This window comes from Metamycoplasma salivarium (assembly GCF_900660445.2).
GTDB lineage: Bacteria > Bacillota_I > Bacilli_A > Mycoplasmatales > Metamycoplasmataceae > Metamycoplasma > Metamycoplasma salivarium.
Window position 1 is genome coordinate 332,119 of the sequence record NZ_LR214938.2, and the last position, 26,194, is coordinate 358,312.

General features: G+C 27.0%; 17 protein-coding genes. 7 read left to right on the forward strand and 10 right to left on the reverse strand.

Annotation, left to right across the window (positions count from 1 at the left end; genetic code table 4):
- Positions 1-169 precede the first annotated feature (169 nt).
- Positions 170-4,330, reverse strand: coding sequence for a lipoprotein 17-related variable surface protein (locus tag EXC60_RS06365; RefSeq protein ID WP_129619883.1), 4,161 nt, complete (start codon positions 4,328-4,330; stop codon positions 170-172).
- 168 nt (positions 4,331-4,498) lie between these two features.
- Positions 4,499-6,124, reverse strand: coding sequence for an arginine--tRNA ligase (gene argS, locus EXC60_RS01555; RefSeq protein ID WP_024544240.1), 1,626 nt, complete (start codon positions 6,122-6,124; stop codon positions 4,499-4,501).
- Between the two features lie 38 nt (positions 6,125-6,162).
- Between argS and cysS the strand changes: the two genes are divergently transcribed.
- The 7 genes from cysS (at position 6,163) to EXC60_RS06385 (ending at position 13,812) form a co-directional block, all read left to right on the forward strand.
- Positions 6,163-7,374: a cysteine--tRNA ligase gene (gene cysS, locus EXC60_RS01560; protein WP_024544241.1), complete on the forward strand. Its 1,212-nt coding sequence runs from the start codon at positions 6,163-6,165 to the stop codon at positions 7,372-7,374.
- Entirely contained in the window at positions 7,374-8,054 is a 681-nt protein-coding gene (gene rlmB, locus EXC60_RS01565) for a 23S rRNA (guanosine(2251)-2'-O)-methyltransferase RlmB (RefSeq protein ID WP_129619885.1), read from the forward strand. The genes cysS and rlmB overlap by 1 nt, the downstream gene beginning before the upstream one ends.
- 162 nt (positions 8,055-8,216) lie before the next feature.
- Positions 8,217-9,503 carry a lipoprotein gene (locus EXC60_RS06370; protein WP_024544243.1) on the forward strand — a complete coding sequence of 429 codons (1,287 nt, stop codon included), beginning with the start codon at positions 8,217-8,219 and terminating at the stop codon, positions 9,501-9,503.
- 12 nt (positions 9,504-9,515) lie between these two features.
- Complete coding sequence (gene phnC / locus EXC60_RS01575; RefSeq protein ID WP_084522413.1) at positions 9,516-10,451, forward strand: phosphonate ABC transporter ATP-binding protein; 936 nt, start codon at positions 9,516-9,518, stop codon at positions 10,449-10,451.
- Positions 10,441-12,624, forward strand: coding sequence for a PhnE/PtxC family ABC transporter permease (locus EXC60_RS06375; protein ID WP_024544245.1), 2,184 nt, complete (start codon positions 10,441-10,443; stop codon positions 12,622-12,624). The genes phnC and EXC60_RS06375 overlap by 11 nt, the downstream gene beginning before the upstream one ends.
- A 1-nt stretch (position 12,625) precedes the next feature.
- Positions 12,626-13,558 (forward strand): DHH family phosphoesterase, encoded by a 933-nt coding sequence (locus tag EXC60_RS06380; protein ID WP_036456592.1) that lies wholly within the window; start codon positions 12,626-12,628, stop codon positions 13,556-13,558.
- A 170-nt stretch (positions 13,559-13,728) separates the two neighbouring features.
- Positions 13,729-13,812 carry a hypothetical protein gene (locus EXC60_RS06385; protein WP_232612561.1) on the forward strand — a complete coding sequence of 28 codons (84 nt, stop codon included), beginning with the start codon at positions 13,729-13,731 and terminating at the stop codon, positions 13,810-13,812.
- Positions 13,813-13,928: 116 nt separating this feature from the next.
- On the opposite strand, the gene arcC is transcribed toward EXC60_RS06385, so the two are convergent.
- The 8 genes from arcC to EXC60_RS01630 form a co-directional block, all read right to left on the reverse strand.
- Entirely contained in the window at positions 13,929-14,861 is a 933-nt protein-coding gene (gene arcC / locus EXC60_RS01595) for a carbamate kinase (protein ID WP_024544247.1), read from the reverse strand.
- A gap of 1 nt (position 14,862) precedes the next feature.
- A complete protein-coding gene (argF, locus tag EXC60_RS01600) occupies positions 14,863-15,906 on the reverse strand; it encodes an ornithine carbamoyltransferase (RefSeq protein WP_024544248.1) in 1,044 nt (347 codons plus the stop codon).
- Positions 15,907-16,072: 166 nt separating this feature from the next.
- Complete coding sequence (locus tag EXC60_RS06390; protein WP_245394162.1) at positions 16,073-20,962, reverse strand: valine--tRNA ligase; 4,890 nt, start codon at positions 20,960-20,962, stop codon at positions 16,073-16,075.
- 2 nt (positions 20,963-20,964) lie between these two features.
- Positions 20,965-21,990 (reverse strand): ECF transporter S component, encoded by a 1,026-nt coding sequence (locus EXC60_RS06395; protein ID WP_129619887.1) that lies wholly within the window; start codon positions 21,988-21,990, stop codon positions 20,965-20,967.
- Positions 21,991-22,019: 29 nt separating this feature from the next.
- Positions 22,020-23,138: a YhjD/YihY/BrkB family envelope integrity protein gene (locus EXC60_RS06400; protein ID WP_024544251.1), complete on the reverse strand. Its 1,119-nt coding sequence runs from the start codon at positions 23,136-23,138 to the stop codon at positions 22,020-22,022.
- 14 nt (positions 23,139-23,152) lie between these two features.
- A complete protein-coding gene (gatB, locus tag EXC60_RS01620) occupies positions 23,153-24,571 on the reverse strand; it encodes an Asp-tRNA(Asn)/Glu-tRNA(Gln) amidotransferase subunit GatB (protein WP_024544252.1) in 1,419 nt (472 codons plus the stop codon).
- The gene (locus EXC60_RS01625; protein WP_024544253.1) at positions 24,564-25,892 is read right to left on the reverse strand and encodes an amidase family protein; all 1,329 of its coding nucleotides are present in this window, start codon (positions 25,890-25,892) and stop codon (positions 24,564-24,566) included. The genes gatB and EXC60_RS01625 overlap by 8 nt, the downstream gene beginning before the upstream one ends.
- Positions 25,885-26,193 carry an Asp-tRNA(Asn)/Glu-tRNA(Gln) amidotransferase subunit GatC gene (locus EXC60_RS01630; RefSeq protein WP_024544254.1) on the reverse strand — a complete coding sequence of 103 codons (309 nt, stop codon included), beginning with the start codon at positions 26,191-26,193 and terminating at the stop codon, positions 25,885-25,887. Before EXC60_RS01630 ends, EXC60_RS01625 begins: the two co-directional genes overlap by 8 nt.
- Position 26,194: the final 1 nt, after the last annotated feature.

Genomic DNA, 26,194 nt, shown 5'->3' on the forward strand with positions numbered 1-26,194 from the left:
TTTTCATGAATTTTATTATTTTCGTTTTTTCGTATTTAATTTACTAAAGAAAAAAATAAATTTCAAGTTCTCGCTATTTTCCAATGATGATAAATAAATTTTTATATATTAAGCAAAATATAAAATAACCAGGAAATAAATCATTCCTGGTCTAAAATAAATATTCAATTTATTTTTCATTATAAGCATTGAACGGTCTTGCTGAAAGCGAAGGATAAACACCGTGTAATCACCCTGCTGAATTTTTATTTTCATCAAATAATGCTTTGCAAATATCTCTTCATTTTTTAGATATTGGTACTAATCAATTTAATGTTTCTTCAATTAAAGAAGTGGTTAAAATTTTGTCTTTAAATTTTTCTTTCACTTTATCAATATGTATTTCATTATTCATATCATTTGCATGATAAACATATTTATTTCCAGCCATAAATCCTCTATATGCAATATATCTAGTATTTTCTCATTTAATTATGTCATTTAGTTTTTCTAAATTAATTTGTTTTTCTTGGACAAAATCGTCATAATGTAATGTTCCTTCTCTATCGCGCGAAACTATAGATCTTCCTTTAAATTTCATTGAAACATTATACCCATCATTATTTAAAGATAAATAATCGAATTCAACATTAGAAGGTAAAATATTTTTAAACTTAAATAATTCATTAAATATTTTTTTATTTTCATCGATAGTTTTATTTTTAAATTTATTTATTTTTGATAATAAAGTGTCTTTTAACATGTTTTCCGGATGTTTTTTAAAATCTAGATATTCTTCAAAATTAGATGTTATTTCAGGAATTTCGAAAGTTTTCTTGAAATCAAAGATTTTCAAGAAATAAGTTTTATTTATTTTTGGATATTTTTTGTGTTTAATTGTAACTTCGACTTCTAATTTTCCTTCTTTATCATTTGGATTCAATCAACTATCATATTTAACTTCATAGTTTGTATTAGTTTGATTTAATGTTAATTCTGAAGGTGAAACTGTTGATGCTAATCTATTCCTATCATTTACAGTTAAAGTAACGTTATTTGAAAAATCTTCTAGTTCTTGAATAGCGTTTTCTTGTTCTATTAATTGTTGTTTTTTGATATTAGCATTTTTAATAGCGGCATTAGCTTCAATTATTTTATTATTTAAATTTGTTTTTTCAGTTGAAAGTTTTGGACTTGTATCAGTTTTTAGCAATAATTTTTTTGCTAATTCTATTATTGATTCTAAAGCAGATATATCTGATCGTAATGAAGTTGATGTAGTATGTTCTTTTTCAACTTCATGTATTCCACTATTAAGATTAGAAATCATAGTATTAACTTCAGCTTTTATTTGATTAATTCTATCTTCTTCCTTTTGTTCTGCTTCTTCTAATTGAGATAATTTAAGTCTCATTTTTGCTAAATTAGTTGAAATTGTAGATTTAAGAATTGAAATTTTTGCAAGCAACGCATTGTAAGCAATAATTTGAGTTTTAGATTCTAAAACATTTGCATCTAGTGTGGCTTGTTCTAAATCTTGAATTGATTTTCTTACAGCAGCTGATGTTGTATTATTTGCTTCATAATCACTAATTATTTTGTTAACTTTTTCTTTAAATTTGTTAAATTCTTCGTCTGCTTTAGCACGTTCTTTTTCAATGTTTGTTTTTTGAGTTTGTAATGTGCTTTGCTTTTGAATAGCTTCTTCAATTTTACTTTGCAATTTATTAAATTCAGTTAAATATTGATCCTTATGTGCTTCAACATCTTGTTTTACATCATTTGCATTAGTAATTGAAGTTGTTATTTTTCCTAATGCAGCATTAACTTTTTCAAGATTATGAGTGTCACTTATAGCAGAATTTGCATCATTTATTGCATTTTGCAAGTCATCAATACTATCATTGATTCTCTTTTTAATAGCATTCAAATTCTTTTTATTAATTTCATCTATCTTATCATTTAAATTCTTTTGAGTTTGTTTAGCATCATCAATCTTTTCATGAATTTCTTGTTTTTTATCATCTAATTTAGCATCTTCGGCAGCTTGTTCTGCTTTTTTAGCATCTTCAATTGCCTTATCTAAATCTTTTTTGGCTTCTTCTAGTTTATTAAGATCAGGGTCAGGTTTAGCAAGTTCATCTTCTGCTTTTTTCTTAGCTTTTTCAAGATCTTCTTCTGCTTTTTTAACTTGTTCTTTAGCCTTTTCTTGTTTGTCTTTTAATTCTTCAGCAGCTTTTACATCGTCAATTTTGTGCTTAGCCTCATCAATTTTATCTTGAAGTCTTTGATTATCTTCATTAAGCTTTGGTTCATTTTTATTATCATCATGCAATTTTTTAGCTTTATCAATTTCTTCTTCAAGTTTTTTGATTGCATCATTTATTTTTTCTTTGTCATTTCCTTTAGCTACATTTTCAAGATCTTTTTGCTTTTTATTTAATTCTTTAATTTGGTTATTAATTTCTTGTTTCTTTTGTGCAATTTCTGCTTCTTTTTGTTCAACCTTTTGTTTTTGGTCTGAAATTTTTGTAATTCATTCATTAACTTCGGTTGTTTTGTCTTCAATTTGTTTTACAAGTGAAGATTCTTGACTAACTTCGGTTTTTGTTGTATCCAATTGAGTTTTAGCATCATTTAAGTTGGCAATAATGGTTTCTAATTTTGATTTGTCATCACTATTTTGATTGTTTTTCGCTTCTTCAATTGCTGCATTTGCTTTTTGAATAGCTTCGTTAGTTTTTCTTACTAATTCAGCATTTATATTTTTTAGTTGTTCAAGTCTTTGGGCTGATGTTTGTTTTTCAGCATTAGCATCAGCAATTGCTTGTGTTAGTTGATTAATTTCAGCTTGAATTTTTGTTTTTTCTTCAAAATTATTTGCATCACTTAAAATACCATTTGCATGGTTAATTGCATTTTCTAATTCTTTCAATGCAGGTTCTAGTGTTGCAATTGTATTAACATTTTTGGTTGCATCAACTTTTGCTTTTAATGCATTAATTTCATCATTAATTTTTGTTTTTCATTCATCAACAATTTTGGATTTTGCATCACGTTTTTCTTTAGTTTGTTCTAAAACTTTTTTAGCTCTTTCTAATTTAGTTTCAAGTTCAGAAGTTTCATCAACTAATTTTGCTTCTTTGGTTTTTGTAAGTAAAGTTTCACCATCAGCAATAAGTTTCGCTAATTTTGAAATTGCAGCATCAAATTCATCAATAGTTTTAGCGTTGATACATTCGCCCATTGCAACATCTAAATCTTCTAAAAGTTTTTTAACATCCTTCTTTAACTTATCAACTTCTTGTTCTTTTTGTGCAATTTTTTGTTCTATTTTAGTTTTTGCATCTTCTAATTTCTTAATTGCTTCATTTACTTTGTTAGCTTCATCATTTAATCCAAGTTGTTCAGCATCATTTTTATAATCTTTACCTAAACTCTTAAGTTCATCAATTTGCTTAGAAAGATCTTTCATATCTTCTAAATCAGTTGTTGTATCAACTTTAGCAACAATTTCATTGACATCTTTTTCAAATTGTTCAATGGCTTTTTTTAATGCTTCTTTCTTTTGCTCTTCACTTTGAGGATTTTTCAATAATTCTTCTAAACGTTTAATTTCTGCTTTTGAACGTTTAATTGCAGCAATTAGATTAGTTTTTTCGGTTTCTAAATTTAATCTTTCAGCATCTTTCACAAAATTTTCACCAACATTATTACAATCGGTTAATTTATCAATAAAACTTTTTATTTGTTTTTGATAAACTGCAGATTGTGATTTTTTAATAGTTTCATCAATTAACTTGATAAGTTCATTAATTTTTGATTGCATTAATGATTTATTATTAATCATTTTGTTGTATGCTAGGTTAGCAAAGTCTAATGCATCTTTGGCATCGTTTAATGCTTTATTAAGTTCATTTCTAACTTCGGTAAGTTTATCTTTTTTAACTTTATATTTTTCTAAGTTAGTAATAGACTCATCTAAAATAGGCATAACTTTTTCAGCTTTGTCAATTAGATTTTTTAGTCTTTCTATTTCATTTTTAAGATTTTGAACACTCATTGATTTTCTAGCATTAGCAGAAGATGTTTTTAAAGCTCTAGTCAATGCTTCGGCATATTTAACAAGTTTGTTAAATTTTTCTTCAGTTTTTGAATCTCAGCTACTTGGTTTTTGGTTGATATTGTCATCTTGTGAAATACCAGCATCAATAATCTTTTGATCATCGTCAATAGGCTTTTGACGATTCATCTTACTATACACAATACCTGTAATAATTGCAGATGTTGCTAAAACAGCAGCACTAGCTCCTAGGATAATGGCCGTTTTCTTTTTTTTGGAAATATCCATAACATTCTCCTTAATTTAAGTGTATTCATTTTAGAAAAAAAAAAAAAAACGACTAATATAGAGAAAAATTAACGTTTTTTCACACAAAAAAATTCTTTTTAGGAGATAAAAAATGCCACCTTGCATATAATGCAAAATGTGACATACAAATAATTAAAAATATTTTAACTACATCTTATTAGGGATATCTAAATCCATAAGTTTCATACCATTAGCTAAAACAATTTTGGTAGCTTTAACTAAAGCAACTAAACTTTCTTCATTTTCTGAACCAATAACTTTTGTATTTGAATAAAATGAATTAAATGCACCAGATAATTTTAATAAATAAGGTGGTAATAAATTAACTTTATAAGATTTTGCCATTGTTAAAATTAAATCAGGATATTCTAAAAGTTCATTAATTAATTTTTGTTCATATTCATTATCAAATTTTGTTGCTTTAGGATCTTTAAAAGTTGTTTTTTCTAAAAGTTGAACACAACGAGCATGTGCATATTTAATGATATACATTGGGTTTGTTTCGTCAGTTTTTTTAACTTTTTCAATATCAAAATCAATTTTTGAATTATATGAACGTTCAATTAAAAAGAAACGTAATGCATCTTTTCCAACAATGTCCATCATATCTCTTATGGTAAGTGATGTTCCTAAACGTTTTGACATCTTATATTCTTTACCATTTTTCATTACACGTAATAATTGAAATAAAACAACTTCCATTTGGTCACGACGATAACCTAAATCTTCAAAAGCAAATTTAACACGTTCTACATAACCTGAATGGTCTGCTCCTCAAATATCAATGATTTTCCCGTTTTTTGGATCATTTAATTGGTCAAATTTTTGTGCATGATAAGCAATATCGGCACAAACATATGTCGAATCACCATTTGATTTAATAATTACTCTATCTTTATCATCTTTGCCACCTTTGGTGGTTGCAAGTCAAGTAGCGCCATCTTTTACATAAGTGGTTTTAAGTTTTTTAATTGCAGGTCAAACTCCACCTTTTTCATAAAGTTCTTTTTCTGAAGTATATAAATCAAATCAAGTTCCAAAACGTTTCATATCAATTGCAATATTTTTTAATGCAATTTCTCTTCCATAGTTTCTAAAAAATGTTTGAATTTCAGGTGTGTATTCAACATTTTTATATTTGTCTTTATATTCTTTATAAAATTCATTAGCAAAATAAACAATGTCTTGGCCTCTATAAGCATCTTCAGGCATTGGATAATCTTTATTAAAAATTTGTTGGTATCTACTAAATAACGAAATTGCTAATTTATTCATTTGATTACCATAGTCGTTAACTCAATATTCTCTAGTTACAGGATGTCCTGCTTTTTCTAAAACATTAGCTAATGTTGCACCAATAGCAGCATTTCTTGCATGTCCCATATGTAAAAATCCGGTTGGATTTGCTGAAACAAATTCAACATTAATTTTTCCTTTATTTTTATCTTTTACATCACCGTAATGGTCACCTTTTTTAATAATTTCGTTAATAGAATCGGCCATTACATTCGAGGTTACTCAAAAATTAATAAAGCCGGGAGCTGCTACTTCAATTTTTGCAATTTCTTTGTATTTTTTTAAGTCAATACTATTTTTAATAATTTTTGCAATATCCATTGCAGATTTGCCTAAATCTTTTTGTAAAGTTAACGCTAAGTTTGTTGAATAATCTCCATATTGTTTTGATTCAGTTAAGATAACTTGTTTATTTCATTTATTTTTTTGAAGTGCTTCTTTTAAAGAAGCAATAATAATATCTTTTGTTGTTTTCATAATCTCAATTATAGCAAATTTATATATAATAGTTAATCATGAAAAAATACTACCTATGTGGACCGACTGTTTATAATACACCTCATATTGGCAATTTAAGGCCAATTTTAACTTTTGATTTAATGATAAGAGCTTTAAGATATTTAAAAGAAGATGTTTATTTCTTACACAACATTACGGATATTGATGACAAAATTATTAATAAAGCAATTGAAGAACACAAAACTGAAGAAGAAATTGCAAAAAAATATGAAAAATATTATTTAGAACAACTAAATAATTTTAATATTGAAAAACCAACAAAAATTGTTAGAGTAACAGAGCATTTGCAAGATTTATATAATTATATTCAAAAAATTATTGACAAAAAACATGCATATAAAATCAATGGAAATGTTTATTTTGACATTATGTCTTTAAAAGACGAATATGGCAAAATAAGTCATCAAAAGCTTGATAATTTAATTTATGATGAATTAGAGGATAATAGTTCATTAAAAAAACATCCTGCTGATTTTGCATTATGGAAAGAAACAAAAATTGGCGTTAAATATGATTCACCTTTTGGTTTGGGAAGACCAGGTTGACATACTGAATGTAGTTGTTTTATTGATAAATATTTTAATGGTGAAACTTTAGATGCTCATGGTGGTGGAATTGATTTGATTTTTCCACACCATGAAAATGAAAATATTCAACATTTTGCTATTCACAACAAAGAAATCGCAAAGCAATGACTTCATTTTGGCACATTAAATTATAAAAATCAAAAGATGTCAAAATCAATTGGAAATATTATTTATCCGCATGATTATTTAGCAAAATATTCTGCTGATTCCTATCGTTTATTATTATTTTCATCAAACTATGCCAAACCTATTAATGCAACTGATGAAATTTTTAATGCAAATGAAACATTAATTAATAAATTTATCGGAATTTGAAATAAATCACAACTTGAAAACGAACATTTAGAAATTAACTATAACAAAGTTAATGAAATTGCAGTATACACAAGTAAGTTAGATTTTGCAAAAGCTTTTAAAGAATTTATAGTTCTTTCTAAAGATAAAAATCAAAAAGGTACTTTTTTTGAAACTTTACGTATGTTAGGTTTTGCATTTATTAACAAGAAAATTACAACTGATAATAAAAAACTTTATCAACAATGAAAAGAAAAAGTTAACGAAAAAAATTATGAAGAAGCAGATAAATTAAGAACAAAATTAATAGAAAGAAAATTAATATAATGAATAAATTTATTTTTGGCAAAAATTCTGTTTTAGATACTATTAAAAATAACTTTCCAATTAAAAAACTTTATTTAAGTAAAAATATTAAGTTGCAAAATACTAATTTGCCAATCATATATTGTGACAATATGCAACTTAATAAATTAGTTAATGGAAATCATCAAGGTTATATTGCTGAAATTGAAGAATATAAGTATTTTGATTTTGGCAATATTCAAAAAGACAAACCAAACATTGTATTAATTTTGGATCATATTCAAGACCCACAAAATTTTGGAGCAATTTTAAGAACTGCAAATGCATTTAATGTTACTCATATTATTATTCCAAAAGATAGAGCTTGCGAAGTAACACCAACTGTTCTAAAAACATCATCAGGTGGTTTTAATAATCTAAAAATCATCAAAGTTGCAAGTTTATTTGATACTATTAGCAATTTAAAAGAACTAGGTTTTTGAATTTATGCTTCAGTCTTAAATGAAAAAGCAAAAACTCTAAACGAAGTTAAATTTAATGCTCCAACTTGTTTAATTATAGGTAATGAAGAAAAAGGAATTTCTAACACTTTAATTAAACATTCAGATGAACTTGTTTATATTGAACAAAAAGGTAGTGTTCAATCTTTGAATGTTTCAGTTGCATGCGGAATTTTATTGTACAGAATAGCAAATTCTTAATTTTTTTGTATCCTTAATGAGTAGTTATGTTACTTGACCAAAAAAGTAACATTTTTTTGCATTTTTGAAAAGTTAAAATGGCAAATATATTAAAATTATGTTATGCATAGCTAAATGCATATAAAAATTAAAAATTATATAAAGGAAACGAGAGAAAAAACAATGACAAAACATCGCAAAATGTTATTTTCAACTTTATTTGTCGCATCTATTGCACCAATTTTATCTATCCCTGCACTAGCTGCAAGTTGTGTTAAAGACCCACAAGGTGAAGTTCAAGCTACACAAGGTTATGCTGACCAAATGTCTAAATTAGCAAATAAGAGTATTACAATGGCTGGCGCTTGAGCTGATGCTAGAACTTTTGCTAAAGAATATGCTAAAGATTTAATTGCAGTTGGTTCAACTGACTATATTTCGAATGATGGAGTTCAAGCAAGAGCAGGCTTGAAAGATGGCGATATTAAAGCTATCCAAACATTACTAAAAAATGTTGTTAAAGAAGCTGCTAAAAAGCAAGATAAAAATTTAACTTATGTTGATAGTAAGGGTAAAACACAAAGTATTTTCAAAATCTATAACCATGATGATTATTCTGTTGTTGCAAGAGATGCAAAAATCAGGTATAACGTTGATGGTGCTACCAAAAACGCCTATTCAGAAACCCCTCAATCTGGATCAGATTATTTTGAAATGGATGCTCAAGGCAAAGTTACTGTTAAGGCTGGCTCACCAAAATTTAAAATAAGATTTATACCTTCATCAGATCCTACTTTAGTAAAAGACGCAACTCAAAAATTAACTGCTTATTTTGCTTCAATTGGTATCACAAATCTTGAAATAACTGTTGCTTCAGATTACAACCAAGCCGCACAACAATTAGATGCTAAAGCACAAGATTTAGCTTTCTTACCAGTTAACACTTGAGCTGAAAAAAGTGGAAAGTCTAATTTCATTTTACAAGCTGGTAGAAATGTACAAATCATTGACCCTTACAAGAGCACTACAAACCCTGCTGAACCTCAGTTCAATGATGAAAAGACATTAATTAATGCATTAAACAATTACTTAGAATTTAATAAGGGCAACCAAGGTAAAGAATTATATATTAATAAAGACAAATCTAAAAACCCACAAGCTGCTGCTGAAGGTTATACATCTGAATTTAAATCTCATGTTGATACACTTACACAATCAGGTCAAGATCTTCCTCCAGTAGGATTTTATAGATCATATATCTATGCAAGAAGAGATTCAGAAATTGCAAAATTGATCCTTGAAGCAATTGAAAAACAAGGTTCTAATTGAAAATTAAAATGAGATGATGTTAAAAAATATGTTGTTTATGGACATACTGGCAAAACTTCTTCTGCATCATACGTTTATCCAGAAAAATGATTTAGAGAGCACTTTGAAGGTTTTAAATCATTTGACAATATTGCCAAATAATAAATAATTAAAATGAAAACAATTACTCCTACAAAAACTAATAATAAAGAAGAAAAATTAAAACATAAAAAACAAACAATAAGTGAACTTGCTACTCAGGATTGACCAATTGAATGAATTAATGCCAACAAAGTTTATCCCAATGGAACTAGAGGATTAATTGATGTCAATTTAAAAATCAGCCAAGGAGAATTTGTTGCAGTAATTGGTTTATCAGGAGCTGGCAAAACTACACTTATTAAAACAATTAACAAAATTAATGACATAAGTTCCGGCGCATTAAATGTCGGTCCTTTTGTTGTAAATTCTCTAAAAGGTAAAAAACTTAGAGAGTTTAGAACCAAAATTGGTATTGTCTTTCAAGGTTATAACCTTGTTGAAAATGTTTCAGTTTTACAAAATGTGTTAGCTGCAAGATTGCCTCAGATGAATCAATTTAGAGCATTCTTTGGAATTTATAAAAAATCAGATGTTGAAATTGCATATGAATCGCTTGCAAAAGTTAATATTTTAGAAAATGCTTATGATTTAGCAAAAGATTTAAGTGGCGGTCAAATGCAACGTGTTGCATTAGCAAGAACTTTAGCTCAAAAACCTAAAATTATTTTGGCTGATGAACCTGTTGGTGCTTTAGACCCTATTATGGCCAAAAGCGTTATGGATGGATTTTTACTTGTAAACAAAATGGATAACATTACAGTTGTAGCCAATTTACATCATGTCGATTTAGCATTGCAATATGCAGACCGCATTATTGGCATTAAGAAAGGTCGAGTTATTTTTGATGGTGCTTGAGATAAAGTTAATTTAAATGTCTTAAAAGAAATTTATGGTGAAGAACTAGAACAATTTGATGCTCAACAATTTGAAGAAACAAGAAGAAAAAGAAAAGCTATTCAACAAGAAAATATTGACAAAATAGAAAAGTTAAGACAAAATGCAAAATAACATAGTTAAAAAACAAAGCATTAGTATTTCTTCAACATATTTTTTTCAAAAGATTAAAAATTACTTTAGTCCTAAATTTACTGATATTAATGGACAAAAAGTAATTAAAAAATTCCCTTGACTTGCATTATTTTCATGAATTTTTGTACCATTAGCAATTATTTTGTTAATAATTGCAATTAAACCCGATTTCCAATTAAGTAGATACTTTTGAAAATCATTGTCTCACTTTTTTGATACAAAAGTAAATGCACATATTGGTTCTGCAATTAGAACTCCACTAGATACTTTTATTCTAAGTTTACAGTTATTATGAAAAACAATTGCATTTTCTATATTAGGAACAATACTGGGAATATTAATATCAATCCCAATTGCATTATTAAGTTCTAAAAACTTTATTAAATCTCCTTTGATTTATGGACCTTTTAGAGCAATAATGTCTATTATTAGAGCAATTCCGCCAGTAGTTTTTGCATATATTTTCTTTCTATTATTATCAAAAGAACTATCAGCAACAATTTCAATCGCATTATTTGTGTCTACTTTAATGACAAAATGATTATATGAAGATTTAGACACATACGATGTTAAATCATATTACGGTGTACAAGCTATTGGAAATGGTAAATTTGTTGCATTTAAGAATTCAATCTTTCCATATTTAACCAAAAGAATTTTTTCTTATGGATTTTATTCATTTGAAATGGTCGTTAGATTTGCAGCAATTTTAGGAATTGTTGGAATATCAACAATTGGTGAACTTTTACAAGATTATAGTGATAGTCAAAATACATTTTCACATATGTCGATTGTAATTTGAGTATTAATTGCTTTTATGATTATGCTCGAATTAATAAACTTTCTGGTTAGAAAATATTTTTTAGAAAAAACACCTAAGCATCCAAAGATTGATGACAAATTACCATATAATGAACAACTTAAACAATTAAAAAAGCAAAAACCAAAGACTTATATTTGAAAAATTTCGCTTGCAATTGTGATCATTGCATTAATAATTGCTGCAAGTTTTCAAGTAGATTGATCTTTAGCAAATAGTATTAAATTAAGTCAATTTAAAATAGGTATTAAGAATTTATTTCATCCTGATTGATCAATATTTAATAATCCAGGAACAAACCCAATTATTTTAGGATTTGATGCACTTTGATTAGCAATAGCATCTTCAATATTAGGATTAGGTTTGGCCTTAGTTATTGGTTTATTTGCGTCAAAGAATATTATGGGAATTTGAACAGCGTTACCTTTTAAATTCATAATTATTATTTTTAGAGCTATTCCACCATTCACTTTTGCAGCATTATTCTTATTACTATCAAAAGATTCAAGAATCTTTGCTGGTACATTAGCATTAGGTTTTCACTCAGTTGGTATGCTTGGAAAATTAATTAATGAGTCAATTGAAAAAATTCCAAACAAGGTCTTTCAATCACTTGATTCATTAGGATGCAGTTGATGACAAAAAATTAAACTTGGTGTTTTCAAACAAATTATGCCCCAAGCATTATCAAACTTCTTATATAGAATTGAAATTAACTTTAAAACAACAGTTGTACTAGGTGTTGTTGGTGCAAGTGATTTTGGTTATCAAATTAGTATTTATTCGGCAGACTTTTCAAATTGAAACAGATTAGCACCATACTTGCTATTTACAATTGTTATCTTATTAATCATTGAACAAATATCAAATCTATTAAGAAAGAAATTGATGACTGGATATTGACTTAGCCAAGATAATTGAATTAAAAGACAAATCAATAAAAGAAGATACATTAAGGCATTAGCCATTTCAAGAGTTAGAAAAATTCCGTTTGTTTATGAAAGAAAATGAGCAACATATGTTATTTGTGAATCTTCATATTACAAATTAAGTGTTTTAAGATACTTTAAAGAAAATAAAGATGACAATCTTTCATATTATAAATATCTTATGTTAAAAGATGAAACGAAGCAATATAATAAAAATGTTGGTAATGAAATTAAATTAATTTCTAAAGATGTTAAAACAATAGCATCGCAAGCATACAAAGAAACATATAAAAATTCAGCACAAGTCATTAATAAAGCATTTTTCATTCAAAGAATGAAAATAGCAAGAAGATCAATGAGAAAAGCTGTTTCTAAATATTTTGAAGGATATGCAACTAATTAATATGAATAACTTGAAAGAAAAATTTATAACTTTTTGAAATTACATTTCTAATGCTAAATATATAACTTTATGTACTCACGTTGAACCTGATGGAGATACCTTGGGTTCTGCAATTGCTTTTAAAGAAATTATTGCTTTAAATTGTCCAAATGTTAAAGAAGTTTTAATTTCTGGCGGTGATTATCCTAGAAATTTGAGCTTTTTAATTAAAAAACCAATAAGTTTAGTATCACAAAATTTCTTTGATAAATCGTTAAAGGTAGTAGTTGATACTTCTACTAAAAATCGAATTTTTGATAAACGTGTAATTCCAGAAAAGTCATTAAAATTTGACCATCACCCCGAAGAAGAAAAATGATTGTTTGAAATTGGTGGTGATTATTGACCTGCGACTGGACAATTACTTACATTATTAATAAAAACTTTAAATTTAAAAGTTAATGAAACTACATTGGAGGGATTAGCAGTTGCAATAATTACTGATACTGAATATTTTTCAGAAAGAAATATAAGTGCTGAAACTTTTGATATGATGTCATTTTTGATGTCTAAGGGTTTAAAATATTCTGAACTTTTAGCTAAAATGCAACTTAATAAAAATGAAGCCCAACAAATTTTTGACGTATGTAAAAATATGCAAACTAAAGGTATTGTTACATATGCAATATCTGAAAAAGTTGTAACAAATGACTTGGCTAGACCCTTAGTTGCACAATTTGTTAGCTTAAGCAATAGTGAAGTTTCGCTTGTAATATTAAAAAGAGTTCAAGGTAATTATCGTTGTGGAATTAGATCAAGAACATACTACAATGTTTCTGAAGTCGCTAAACATTTTGGTGGTGGTGGCCATCATAATTCCTCAGGTTTTATGATTGATAATTTACAAAAACTAGATGAAATTATTGATTTTATCAACACCCATGACTATAAATAGTCTAATTTAACTGAATTTGTGATATTATTTAATGTACTAATTAAATAATAAGTTATAAGGAGCTTTATTAGAATGCCTGCACGTTATGTAGTTAACCACGAACATGGTTGAGCAGTAAAAAATAAAATGGAAAACGTGCTCTAAAAACTTTTAGAACACAAAAAGAAGCTATTGACTATGCAAATTCATTAAAAAATACTACAGGAGTATTAGTTCAAAGTAAAGAAGGAAGTTTTAGAAAAAACGGATGATAAAATCCTTCTTTTAAATAATAGATGCATCACTTTGATGCATTTTTTTTGCTCTTTTATGGCAACTAAAACAATCAAAAAAAATGTGGGAAAATCCCACATCTCTTTGTTTATATAATTTATTTCAAGGTAACTTTTGTACCAGTTTTTTCTGCAATGATGTTTTCTAGATCTTTTAAATCACCGATGAAAGCGGCTTTACCACCTTCTTCAACAAATTTGATTGCAGCTTTAACTTTAGGAAGCATACTTCCAGGCGCGAATTGGTTTTCTTTGATGTATTGTTCAAGTTCAGCTTTTGTAGCATGTTTTAAAGCTTTTTGGTTAGGTTGTTTGTAATTCACCATAACATTGTCAACTGCTGTTAAAACAACAAAGTAGTCAGCTTTAACTAAAACAGCGATTTTTGAAAGTGCAAAGTCTTTGTCAATAACACCATCAACTGGGGTTACATAGCCTTTAGCATCTTTGACAGTAGGGATACCTCCACCACCACCAACGATAACAGTTGCACCAGCTTCAACAGCATTTTTAATTTGGTTAATTCCAATAAATGTTTGAGGAATAGGTGAAGCAACAACTTTTCTATATCCTCTACCAGCATCTTCAATAATTACACTATTTGGGTTCATTTGTTCTGCTTCTTCTTTAGTTGCATAGAATGGACCAATAGGTTTTGTAGGATTTTTGAATGCTGCATCTTTAGCATCAACTATTGTTTGGGTTAAGATATACATAACTTCTTTTTCCACATTTAATTCTTTAAATGCATTGGTTGTTGCATTTAGCATGTGAAGTCCAATGTAACCTTGGCTCATAGCTCCAGCTTCAGGAAGTGGAATTAAAGGACTTTTTTCATTAACTTCATGCGCTTTAGACATTCCATTAAAGATCATTCCAACTTGTGGGCCATTTCCATGTCCAATAATAACTTCGTGGCCAGCTTTTACTAATTCTGCAATTTTTCTAGCAGGTAGTTTAACTAATTCTTTTTGTTCTTCAGGATTATTTCCTAAAGCATTACCACCTAAGGCAATAACAATTCTACTCATATTAGTATCCTAATGTTGCTAAAATAACAGCTTTAATTGAATGCATTCTGTTTCCAGCTTGTTCAATTGATTTGTTGTATTTTGATTGGAACACTTCATCAGTAACTTCCATAGCACCGGTTTTAACAACTGGGTATTTAGCACCAAATTTTTCTTTGATTTCTGATGAGAATAATGTATGGTCATCGTGGAAAGCAGGTAGACAGTGTAAGAAAATAACATCTTCTTTAGCCGCTTTAATCATAGCCATATCTACTTGGAAAGCACCAAGTTCTTTAATACGAGGTTCAAATAGTGAGAAGTCTTCTCCTAATGATACTCAAACATCAGTGTAAATTGCATCAGCATCTTTAGCTGCTTTAATTTTATCATCTGAAAATGATACAGATCCACCATTACGTTTAAATAATTCTTGACAAGCCTTGTAAACTTCTTTGTAACCTTCACCAGTTTGAACTAGTTTAGCTTGTTCTTTAGGACCACATAGTACTACATGCATTCCAGTAAATGCAGCACCAATCATGATTGAACGAGCAACGTTGTTTTTGATGTCACCAGCAAAAACAATTTTCTTGCCTTTTAAATCACCTTTAAATTCTTTAATGGTCATATAGTCAGCTAACATTTGTGTTGGGTGTTCAGCATCGGTTAATCCATTTCAAACAGGAACACCTGAATATTTAACTAATGCATCAACATCAGATTGTTTAAATCCACGGAATTCGATTCCATCATAGAATTTTCCTAAAACCATAGCGGTATCTTCGATTGATTCTTTTTTACCGAAGTTTGAACCTGCAGGGCCTATGTATGTACAACTTGCACCTAAGTCAGCTGCAGCAACTTCAAATGAACATCTAGTTCTTGTTGAGTCTTTTTGGAACATAATAGCAATGTTTTTTCCAACAAGAGGTCTATTGTTTACATGAAGTCCTTGCATTTTTGATCTTTTTAATTCGATTGACAAATCGATTAAATAATTAATTTGATCGGTTGTAAAGTTTAGCGCTGAGTCTAAACTACGACCTTTTAAATTCATTGGCATTAAGCACTCCTTTTGCTTATAAATAATATCGATATTTTAAGTGTATTTTCTCTATTTTTGATAGCGATTTTTAACACATTCAAAATTATATACAATTCTTATAAAATGTTGTGCCTTAAAAATAAAAAAAACTAGAAAATGTATTTTCTAGAATTTTTGAATATTATTATTTTTTAGGTGTTTGTTTCTTAATAAGCAACTCTTGATAAAATTTCAAGTTTGTCTCATGTTGCTGCAATTTATTCTTTTTATCCAAGATAGTTTTCTCATTTGCTTTTTCTAAAAAAGCTTTATTGTCAAGGAATTTTTTATTAAATTCAATTTCTTTTGTAGAAAAATCTATAAGCTTTTTAATTTCTTCAATTTCTTTTTGTTTTTGTTCATCAGAAAGTTTAATTGAGATTGCTTTATTATTTGACAATTTAATTTCTAAATCATTATTTTTTAGTTGTCTAAAGTTTGTTAATTTAGCAATTATTCTTTTATCTACAGCATTTAAAATTAGTGTTTTTTTATCAAAAAATAGTTGCTCAGATTTTGAAATATTTTTTTCTTCACGATATTTACGCAAGACTGTAATTAATTCAATTAAAATATTTACATTATTATTAGAAAGATTTCTTTCAACAAGTTTCATAGGAGTGGCTTCTAAAAGTTGCTCATGATACATATTTTCATATAGATAATCAGTTGTAAATGGCATAAATGGATGTAGCAATAATAATATTTCTTTAAATAAGAAATGAACAAAGTTTTTATTTGTTTTGAATTTGACAAATTCTAAATATCATGATGATAAATCATTAACTATAAAATTTTGAATATGCTTATAAATTATGGTAAATTCATATTTATCCATTGCTTCTTTAATGTTACTTTTTAAAGTTAAAAACTTGTTTAAAATTCAATCATCAAATGAATCTAACATCTTGTTTTCATCAAATTCTTCTTTAATATGAACTTTAATTTGAGAAATAAGTCTTGCTACATTTCAAAATTTATTTAGAAATAGTTTTGCAGATTCTAATTTATCATTACTAAAATTAATGTCTTGTCCAGCAGTTACATTAAAGATTAAAGCCATTTTTAAAACATCAGAACCATATTTATCAATTATTTCAATAGGATTTATTCCATTGCCTAAAGATTTAGACATTTTTCTACCTTGCGCATCTCTAACTAAACCATGCAACAAAACATTTTTAAATGGTTTTTTACCAGTGAAGTATAAAGATTGAAAATACATTCTTGCAACTCAAAAGAAAATAATATCATAACCTGTAACTAAAATGTCTGTTGGAAAATATCTTGATAATTTTTCAGTACTTTGAGGTCAACCTAAAAATACAAATGGTGCTAATGCTGAACTAAATCAAGTGTCTAAAACATCTGGATCTTGAGTTCATTTGCCATCTGGTTTATTGACTTGTACAATCACTTGTCCATTGTCATTATATCAAGCAGGTATTCTATGACCTCATCAAATTTGACGACTAATTGTCCAATCGTGTGCATTTTCCATTCAAGTTTTAATAACATTTTTAAATCTTTCAGGATAAAAGTTTACCGCATCAGATGATTCTAAATGATTTAATAATTTGGTTGAAAGATCATGCATTTTGACAAATCATTGATATCTAACTAGAATTTCAATTGGTGTATCACTTCTTTCGCTATAACCAACATTTGATATTACTTCTTCAGTTTTTACAATCAATTTTTTCTTTTGTAATAATTTTGCAATTTCTTCTCTTGCTACAAATCTATCCATACCTGCAAATTGTTGTGCTTCTTTATTCATTAAACCATTATCATCTATACATTCAATAATTGGTAAATTGTTTTCTTTGATGATATCAATGTCATCCATTGCATGAGCTGAAACTTTCATAACACCAGTTCCAAAATTTTCATCAATCAATGGGGAAGTAATAATAGGAATTTCTTTGTTTGTTAAAGGATGTAAAATGGACTTATTTAAAAGTTTTTTAGCATTTTTATCATTTGGATTTATTGCTAAAGCCACATCAGAATACATTGTTTCAACACGAGTTGTAGCAACTGTTAAATGTCCAGATTTGTCAGAAAATGGATATTTAACATAATACATTTTTTGTTTTACTTCTTTGTTTACAACTTCAATGTTTGATAATGCTGTTTTAAATTTTGGATCTCAGTTAATTGCTTTTTGATCACGATAAATTAATCCTTCATCATACATATCAACAAAAACTTTTAGAACGGCTTCATTAGCATTTTTATCTAAAGTAAAACGTTCAGAACTATAGTCTAAAGCAAGCCCCATTTTGTTTCATTGCTCATCAATGTTCTTTGAATAATCATTTTTTCATTTTCAAATTTCATTGACAAATTTTTCACGGCCTAATGTATAACGACTTTCACCTTGCTCTAATAGTTTCTTTTCAACTTTTGCTTGTGTTGCAATACCAGCATGGTCTTTTGCAGCCACTCACATAACATCATAACCTTCAATTTTCTTAAATCTTATGATGGTATCTTGCAAATAATCGTCTAATGCATGCCCAATGTGCAATTGTCCAGTAATGTTAGGAGGAGGCAAAATAATTGTAAATGGTAACTTCTTCTCATCGTGAGTTGAAAAATATTTATTATCAATTCATTTTTGTTGACGCCCTTCTTCAACAAGTTTGAAATCTAGATTTTTGTCCATTTTCATTTTTGCGCCTTTCACTAAATTAGTTAAATCCATAATTTGGGTTTCATCAAATTTTCCAAATTCGACATATTTTTCTAAATCATCAACTTTAGTTTTGTTGACTTTAATGTTACTAAATAATAAACTCTTTAATCTAGAGTCTAAAATGTTTGATTTTGTAGCTCAATTGTTTAATTCTTGTCAAGTACATCAAACATAGTGTGATGCCTCAACCTCATATTTAAAAGTATTTTCGAAATTGTTATTGTATGAACTATACTCAATGAATTGAGTAGTAGTTTCATCGTTGCTATATCCAAGTTTTTTTCTAACCAACGGATTTATTGGATTTGTTAAAACTTGTTGGGTCTTTCCTTCTTCAATAATTTTTGCTTTATCAATAATACAAATTTTATTTGTAACTGCGCTTGTAATATTGTAATCATCAAGTAAGTAAATTCCAATGATGTTCTTTTCAATGATGTATTTATTAATTTCATCTAATATTTTAAGTTGTAATGTTTTATCTAATTTTGCAATTCCATTGCCGATAATAATTAAACTAGGACGGCTAATAAATAGTCTTTCTTTTTCAAGTTCAATTTGTTTTACAAAAGGCAAACTCGAGATATCTTTATAGAAATCTGAAAGTGGAACATTAATCTTTTTCAAGATAGTATAAACTAATGAACTTGTAATAAATTGTGTACATAATTTGATGCTGGTTCTATTCTCAACAAAAAGTGAGTGATATTGATAGAATTGTTTTTTTACAATGTTAAATTGGTTATACAATCTTTTTAAAAAACTTGCTCTAATTTCAAGCTCAGAATTAATTAATGAATTTTCTCTTGAACTTGATTCTTCAAAATAATTAGTAATACTATTAAATACAGCTTTGATAAAGTGTGAAATTCTTTGCAAATAAATTCTATTTTCTTTACACAAAGAATAAATTTTTTGGTTATATTGTCTAATGTTTTCACTAACACTTTTAAACAAAGTATTATATTTTCAATAATATTCATTTCTAAAGTTAATGTATTCATCTTTATAATCATTTAATTCTTCTAAAAAAACATAGTTCTTGTTTCCCATATTAGTTTCAATAGCAGCATTTTCAACATCTGCTTTGATTTTTTTAATGGCTTCATAGTAATTATCAATGCGTTCTTTAGCTTCATCTAAGTAAAATTTAGTTTTAATTTCATACTTTTGATTAACAATTCTTTTAATTAAATTTTGTAACTTAAAAATACTAATTTTATTAACGTCATAAAATTTTAATTCGTCAAATATTTGTAATCTAATTTCTCTAACTTCTTCATTTACTTGCGACAAATAACTTTCATCTAGTCATTTTAAAATGTTATGATATTTGCTAAATGAAGCAATCATTTTTTTGTTTAAGATGAAATTTCAATAATAATATGTAAATGATTTTCTATTATTTGCATTTAAAGCCATATATTCAAGATATTCATTGCTAGTAATTAAGTCATTTATAACTTTAAAAAAGATTTTAGAAGACTCATCTAAACTATTTTTAACATTCTTTTTAAATTCTTTGATTTTTGCTTTGCATTCTAATTTTGTATGTCTTTTAAAGTTATAAAGACGATGATATTTGGCATATGCTATTTCATATTTTTTCTTAGCTTGATAAAATTTTGCATAGTTTAAAAATGACTCACCATGCTGAAATTTATTAATTGAATCATAAGATAAACGCATTATTTTATATTCATAATCTTTATAGATATCGATTAACTTATGTAATCTGTTGCTGATTTCATCAATTATTGAAAAAAAGCCATTTCCAGTTAATGACTTAATTGCTTGCTTTGAAATATTTGAAAAAAATGACTCATCAAATTCAACTAATATTTCATTTAATTGTTGTTCTAAATCCAAACTATAGTGTAAATATTGATCTTTTAAAACTAGTGAATAATTGGCATAAGTTTCTTTTAAATCTTTAACAAAATTTTCAGTTGATAATTTTAAAAGACCAATATTTTTGAAATAATCACATAAGTAATTAAAAATGGATTTTTCTTCTGTGGTATTCAAAAAATGGCTATCAAATGCTGTTGCTAAATTTTTAATATATTCTTCGTTTTTGTTACACAATAAAGCATTTTTATCTTCAAAATTAACAGTGTAATAACCTTGATATGTGTTTAAATCATTATATTTTGTAGTAAGAAGATCAAAAATCTTTTGTTTAGTAATAATATCATCACTTACAATTCCTAAAATATTACTACGTTCAAGGTCAAAACTAAAATTATGCAAGTAACTTGTTCACTTGCCTTTATGTTCTTCATAAATCCGAATATTATTAAATTTTATTGACTGAATTAATTGCTTAGCCATAGTTAAAAATTATTTCCTTCTTTGACTCTAATTAAAGGTGAAACAACTTTGTAAGTTGCTAAAATAATGACGATATTAAAAAATATTTTGAACGGTCCAAACAAGGACTGCGTCGTTAAATTGACCCAAAAGTCTGTTTTAAGTGTCAAAGTATCAGCCATTGACAAAACAAAAGTATTAATAAATTCAATAATAGCAGAAAATGAAATAATTGCCATTAGTTCAATAAATGTTTGAAAACGTTTGCGCAAAAACACACGATATAAAATCATAAAAATACCCATCAGTCCAAATCCAGATGTGGTTAAAAGTAAATAGAAATATTTGTTTTTAACAAATCTATTGTGAATAAATAACGAGTCATTAAGGTTTGTAAAAATATAAAATATAATTCCAACTTGCATTACAATAATAACTAATGCTGAAATAAATGAAAAGTTAATCATTGCATTTGGACGACTCTTATTTTCTAAAAGAATAACTTTAACTTCATAATATGCAATTCTCTCTGAAAAATATTGAATATCCTCAGCATTTCCTTTAATTAAAGCTTCTTCATATTGCTTTTTAAAGAATTGGATTGTTTCTTTAAATTTTGAAATTTTGTATTTGCTTGAAAAAAACATTTCATTTACATTGAAAAATCAATAACCTGCAAATCCAGGAACAAATCCAGCAATAGCAATAGCAATTGTATAAAGATAATGATAATATGTAGGAACCAAAATAAATGATATTAAATCAGACAAAACGCCAGTAACAACACCAACAATTGGTCCAAAAATAAAACCTGTAATTTTAATAGGAAGTCCTATAAATGCAAACTTAAAACTAGGTAATGCACTGACTGGTAATATCCTTACCGAAATAATGAAAAAAACAACAGAAATTGAAATAAGAACGCTAACAAAAGCAATACGTTTTGAGTTTCATTTCTTGTATCCAAATGTAATTTGAGATCTAGCTCAAGCTAGATAATGTCTTAACCCACCAGGAACCCTAGTGTCTGTTTTTCTTTTTTCGTCCATAGTTATAATTTTAATATAAAAGTTAGATCTTAATCTATATTTATAGTATTCTTTCTACCCTTAAAAAATGATCTTTTGTCAATAGTGATTATATTAACAAATGTCTTATAGAAACTTGAATTAACAATGACCCCAGCATAAGTGAAATATGCCATAAAAGTTAAAAGCAAAATTAAATACATAAACGCTGCAACTGGTCCGAATTTTTGATAGTTAAAAATAGAAGTTAAAGAACCAAAAATTAAGATAAATAAAGATGTTGGAATTGCGGTAATTAATGCTCCGGGATGAACGTGTGAAAATTTTAATTTAAAGTTTGGAGCATATAAATAAAATAATGCAAACCCTAAATAAGTGAATGGAGGTAACATAATTACTATTAGTAAATAGTAAATAAATCAAAAATGTCATGTTAATTTCAAATCATAAACCGAAGTAACAGATTGAACATTACTAAAATCTCCAAAGTTTGCTTTTTCAACTAAGAATGTCATAAAAGCAGTAAACCCTAATAAGATTAAAGTTAATGCTAGTATCAAGAAAATTGAAACAAAAACTCCTTTAATTCTTCCTTTTCACATTCTAAAAGTTGTTTGATGTTCATATAACACATCAATAGATACAATAAATTTTGCATAACCTTTTGAAGTAAAAAAGATAATTGACAATGCAAGTAAAACAAAGGTTGTTGCACCGCCAGCACTTGTTCAAATTTCGGTAATTGATTTAGGCAAAACACTTTCAATTCCAGGAATAATACGACCTAAAATTGCATATCTAAAAATAACATCATACTCTGGTCTTATTGGAGCAATGATTGACACTAAAATAATAGAAATAGGAATAAATGATAAAAACAAATACATTGCATATCCCACAGGAATAAATGCAAATTCATTTGAGTTTAATTTTGCGTAAGCATTATTAACAATTTCTTTACCTTTTGATTTACTACTTTTTAGATAACGAGGAATAGAAATAAATAAAATAAAATAAATTATTCATTTGAAAAATCTCTCAAAAATATTTTTTCGAGCTACAGTTTGAATGATTTGTTCGTTTTTTATTTCATTCTTATCATTGTTTTTGTCATCATCTGGATCTTTTTGTCATCCACTTTTGACTTTTTTTCATTTATTTCTTCACATATTTATCTATTTTATTAAATATCCATAATTTTCTTAAGAATTTCATCTAGTTGAGAAATATTTGCTTTCCCCATAGTTTTCTTCATAATTTGTCCAATTAAAAACTTTTTGTTACGTTCAAAGTTCTTTGAAAATGTTTCTTTTAAATCTTTATTTTCAGTAAAAATTTGTTTGACAATATCTTCTAAACTTAAATTGCTTTTTTCAACAAATAATTTTTCTTTTTCTAATAATGTCTTTAATGGTATATCACTATTTTTTTGTTTAAGGTCTAAAATTTTCAAACTGTTTTTTTTATCTATTTTGTCATCTAATAAATATTTGAATAATTCTTCAACTTCTTTAAGTGTTATTTTTAGATCAGAAATTTGAATTTGAGATTCATTTAAAAAAGGTATTATAGTTGAAAAAAATAAGTTGGTTTTTTTCTTAAGATCGCATACATTGCCTATTTTTTCAAAATATAATGCATAGTCTATATTGTTAATTAATTGTTGAATTTGAACATTATTTAAATTTGCATCTAAATATTTTTGTTCCTTTTGATAAGGCAATTCTTCGATTTTAGTCTCATCAATAACTTTCTGTGGAATTAAAATTGTTGGAATATTAGGTTCAGGAAAGTATTTATAATCAACACTATCAGTTTTTTTACGCATTAAAACTGTTTCTTGTTTTTGTTCGTCAAATCTTCTAGTTTCTTGCAAAACCTCTAAATTCTTTTCTCTTAGATTTATTTGCCTTTGAAATTCAAAATTTATTGCTTTTTCAACATTTGAAATAGAATTTAAGTTTTTAATTTCTACTCTAGAATTAAATTCATTCGTTCCTTTTTTACGAATTGATATATTAATATCAGTTCTTAAACTTCCTTCATTCATTTTAGCATCACTAATATTCAAACATAAAACTGTTTGTCTAATTGCATCTACATAAGCAGCGGCTTCTTTTGCTGAATGCATTACCGGGTTTGAAACAATTTCAATTAAAGGAATTCCAGCACGGTTGTAGTTTAGATAAGTTAAATTATTTTTATGAATAGACTTTGCAGTGTCTTCTTCCATATGAATTCTTTCAATTGCAATAGCTTTCCAAACATTATCAACTTTTGCTTTAACAAAACCATTTGAACCTATTGGATGAAATTGTTGAGTAATTTGAAATCCTTTTGGTAAATCAGGATAAAAATAGTTTTTACGATCAAATCTAACATAAGGATCAATTGTCATATTTAATGCTTTTGCTAATTTGATTGCTCTAATAATTGCACCTTTGTTAACAAGTGGTAAACTACCAGGATATGCTAAATCAATATTTGAAACATTATGATTTTGCTTACTATCAAAATTATTAAGCATAGGTGAAAACATTTTTGTATTTGTATTTAATTCAATATGAATTTCAATACCGATTACTAATTCTCAATTATTCATTTTGACTCCTTATTAGTTTTTCAAAATAAAGAGCATATTCCATTAATTTAACATCATCATAAATTTTTGTATCTAAAGCAATATTAAATGGCATATTGTTGTTTGGATTTTTACCTAAAAACATCGTTAATGAAGGATTTCCAACCAAATTGCAATAAGTTAAAATATAATCCATGTAAGAATCTGGATATGATTTTCCATCCTCAGGAGCACTATCGTTTGAAGCAGGATAAATAAATAAATCTGCTTTTTTGTGTATTTCTAAAAAATAATTTTGCAAATATCTTCTTAATTTTTGTGCTTTTAAGAAATATTTTTGTTGGTTATCTTTTTCCAAAAAATAGGAACCTAAAATTAGTCTTGATTGAACCATATCTCCAAAACCTTCAGAACGAGTTTTGAGCATTACATCTTCTCAACTTTTTCCATCTTTTGTATTTCCAAAGCTAAACCCAGTCATATTTGATAAATTAGAACTAGCTTCTGAAAATGCAATAACACGATAAACAGTGTCAATTGATTTTAAAATATTTTCTGGAATAGTAATTTTTATTAACTCAATATTTTCTTTTTTTAATTTTTCAAGTAAGTTGTTATATGCATCTTTTACATAAGGTCTTAGTTCCGAAAAACAATCTAAATAAGCAACTTTCTTAGGTTTTTTAAGAACTAACTTTGTTTCATCAAATGATAAATTAACATTAGTTAAATCATGTTTAATATCTTGCTTATAAAGCACTGAAGAAATTAAAATTAGATCATTAATATTATGTGCAAAATAAGCAACTGTATCCATACTTGTTGCAAATGCAAATAAACCATAGCGTGAGATTGCTCCATAACTTGGTTTAAACCCAATTTTACCTATATTTGAGGCGGGTTTTCGGACAGAATCCCCCGTATCGGAACCAATTGCAAACGAAATATTATTAGTTAAAGTTGCTGCAGCGCCAGAAGAAGAACCTCCCACCAAATATTTATTATTCAATGGATTCAAAACTTTTCCAAAAGCTGAATATTCACCAGATCCGCCTAAACCAAATTCGTCTAAATTAGTTCTAGCAACACAAATAGCACCTGCCTTTTCCAATAAATCAATTACAGTTGCTTTATATTGAGGCCTAAAATTATTTAGTAGTAAGCTTGAAGCTTTACAATTAACATTAACGTCTGCATAATTATCTTTAACTGTGAAAATACAATTTTGTAATTTTCCTTTGCCTTCATTCAAAGTTTTTTTGTCAAAAATATGCGCAACTGCATTATTTTTATTTGATTTTAGTTCTTTAATTGCATTCGCTATATTACCTTTATTAATCATTTAGCACCTTCTTTATACAAATAAAATCATCTTCAACTTTATTTGCGTTTTCTAAAATTGCATTAACTTCTAATTTAAGAGAATTATCAACATTGTCATCTCTTAAATTGTCAAATAAAAACATTTGTTCATTTACTTTTGATAAAGGTTCTAACTCATTAACAATATTATTAAAATCTTTGTCTAGTTCTTCAAGACCTTTTGTAATTTTTTGATATAAAAATAAAGTCAAATCAATAACTTTTTCAGATGGTTTTATATAAATTGAACTTGCTAATGTTTTAATTTTATTTCGATCCATT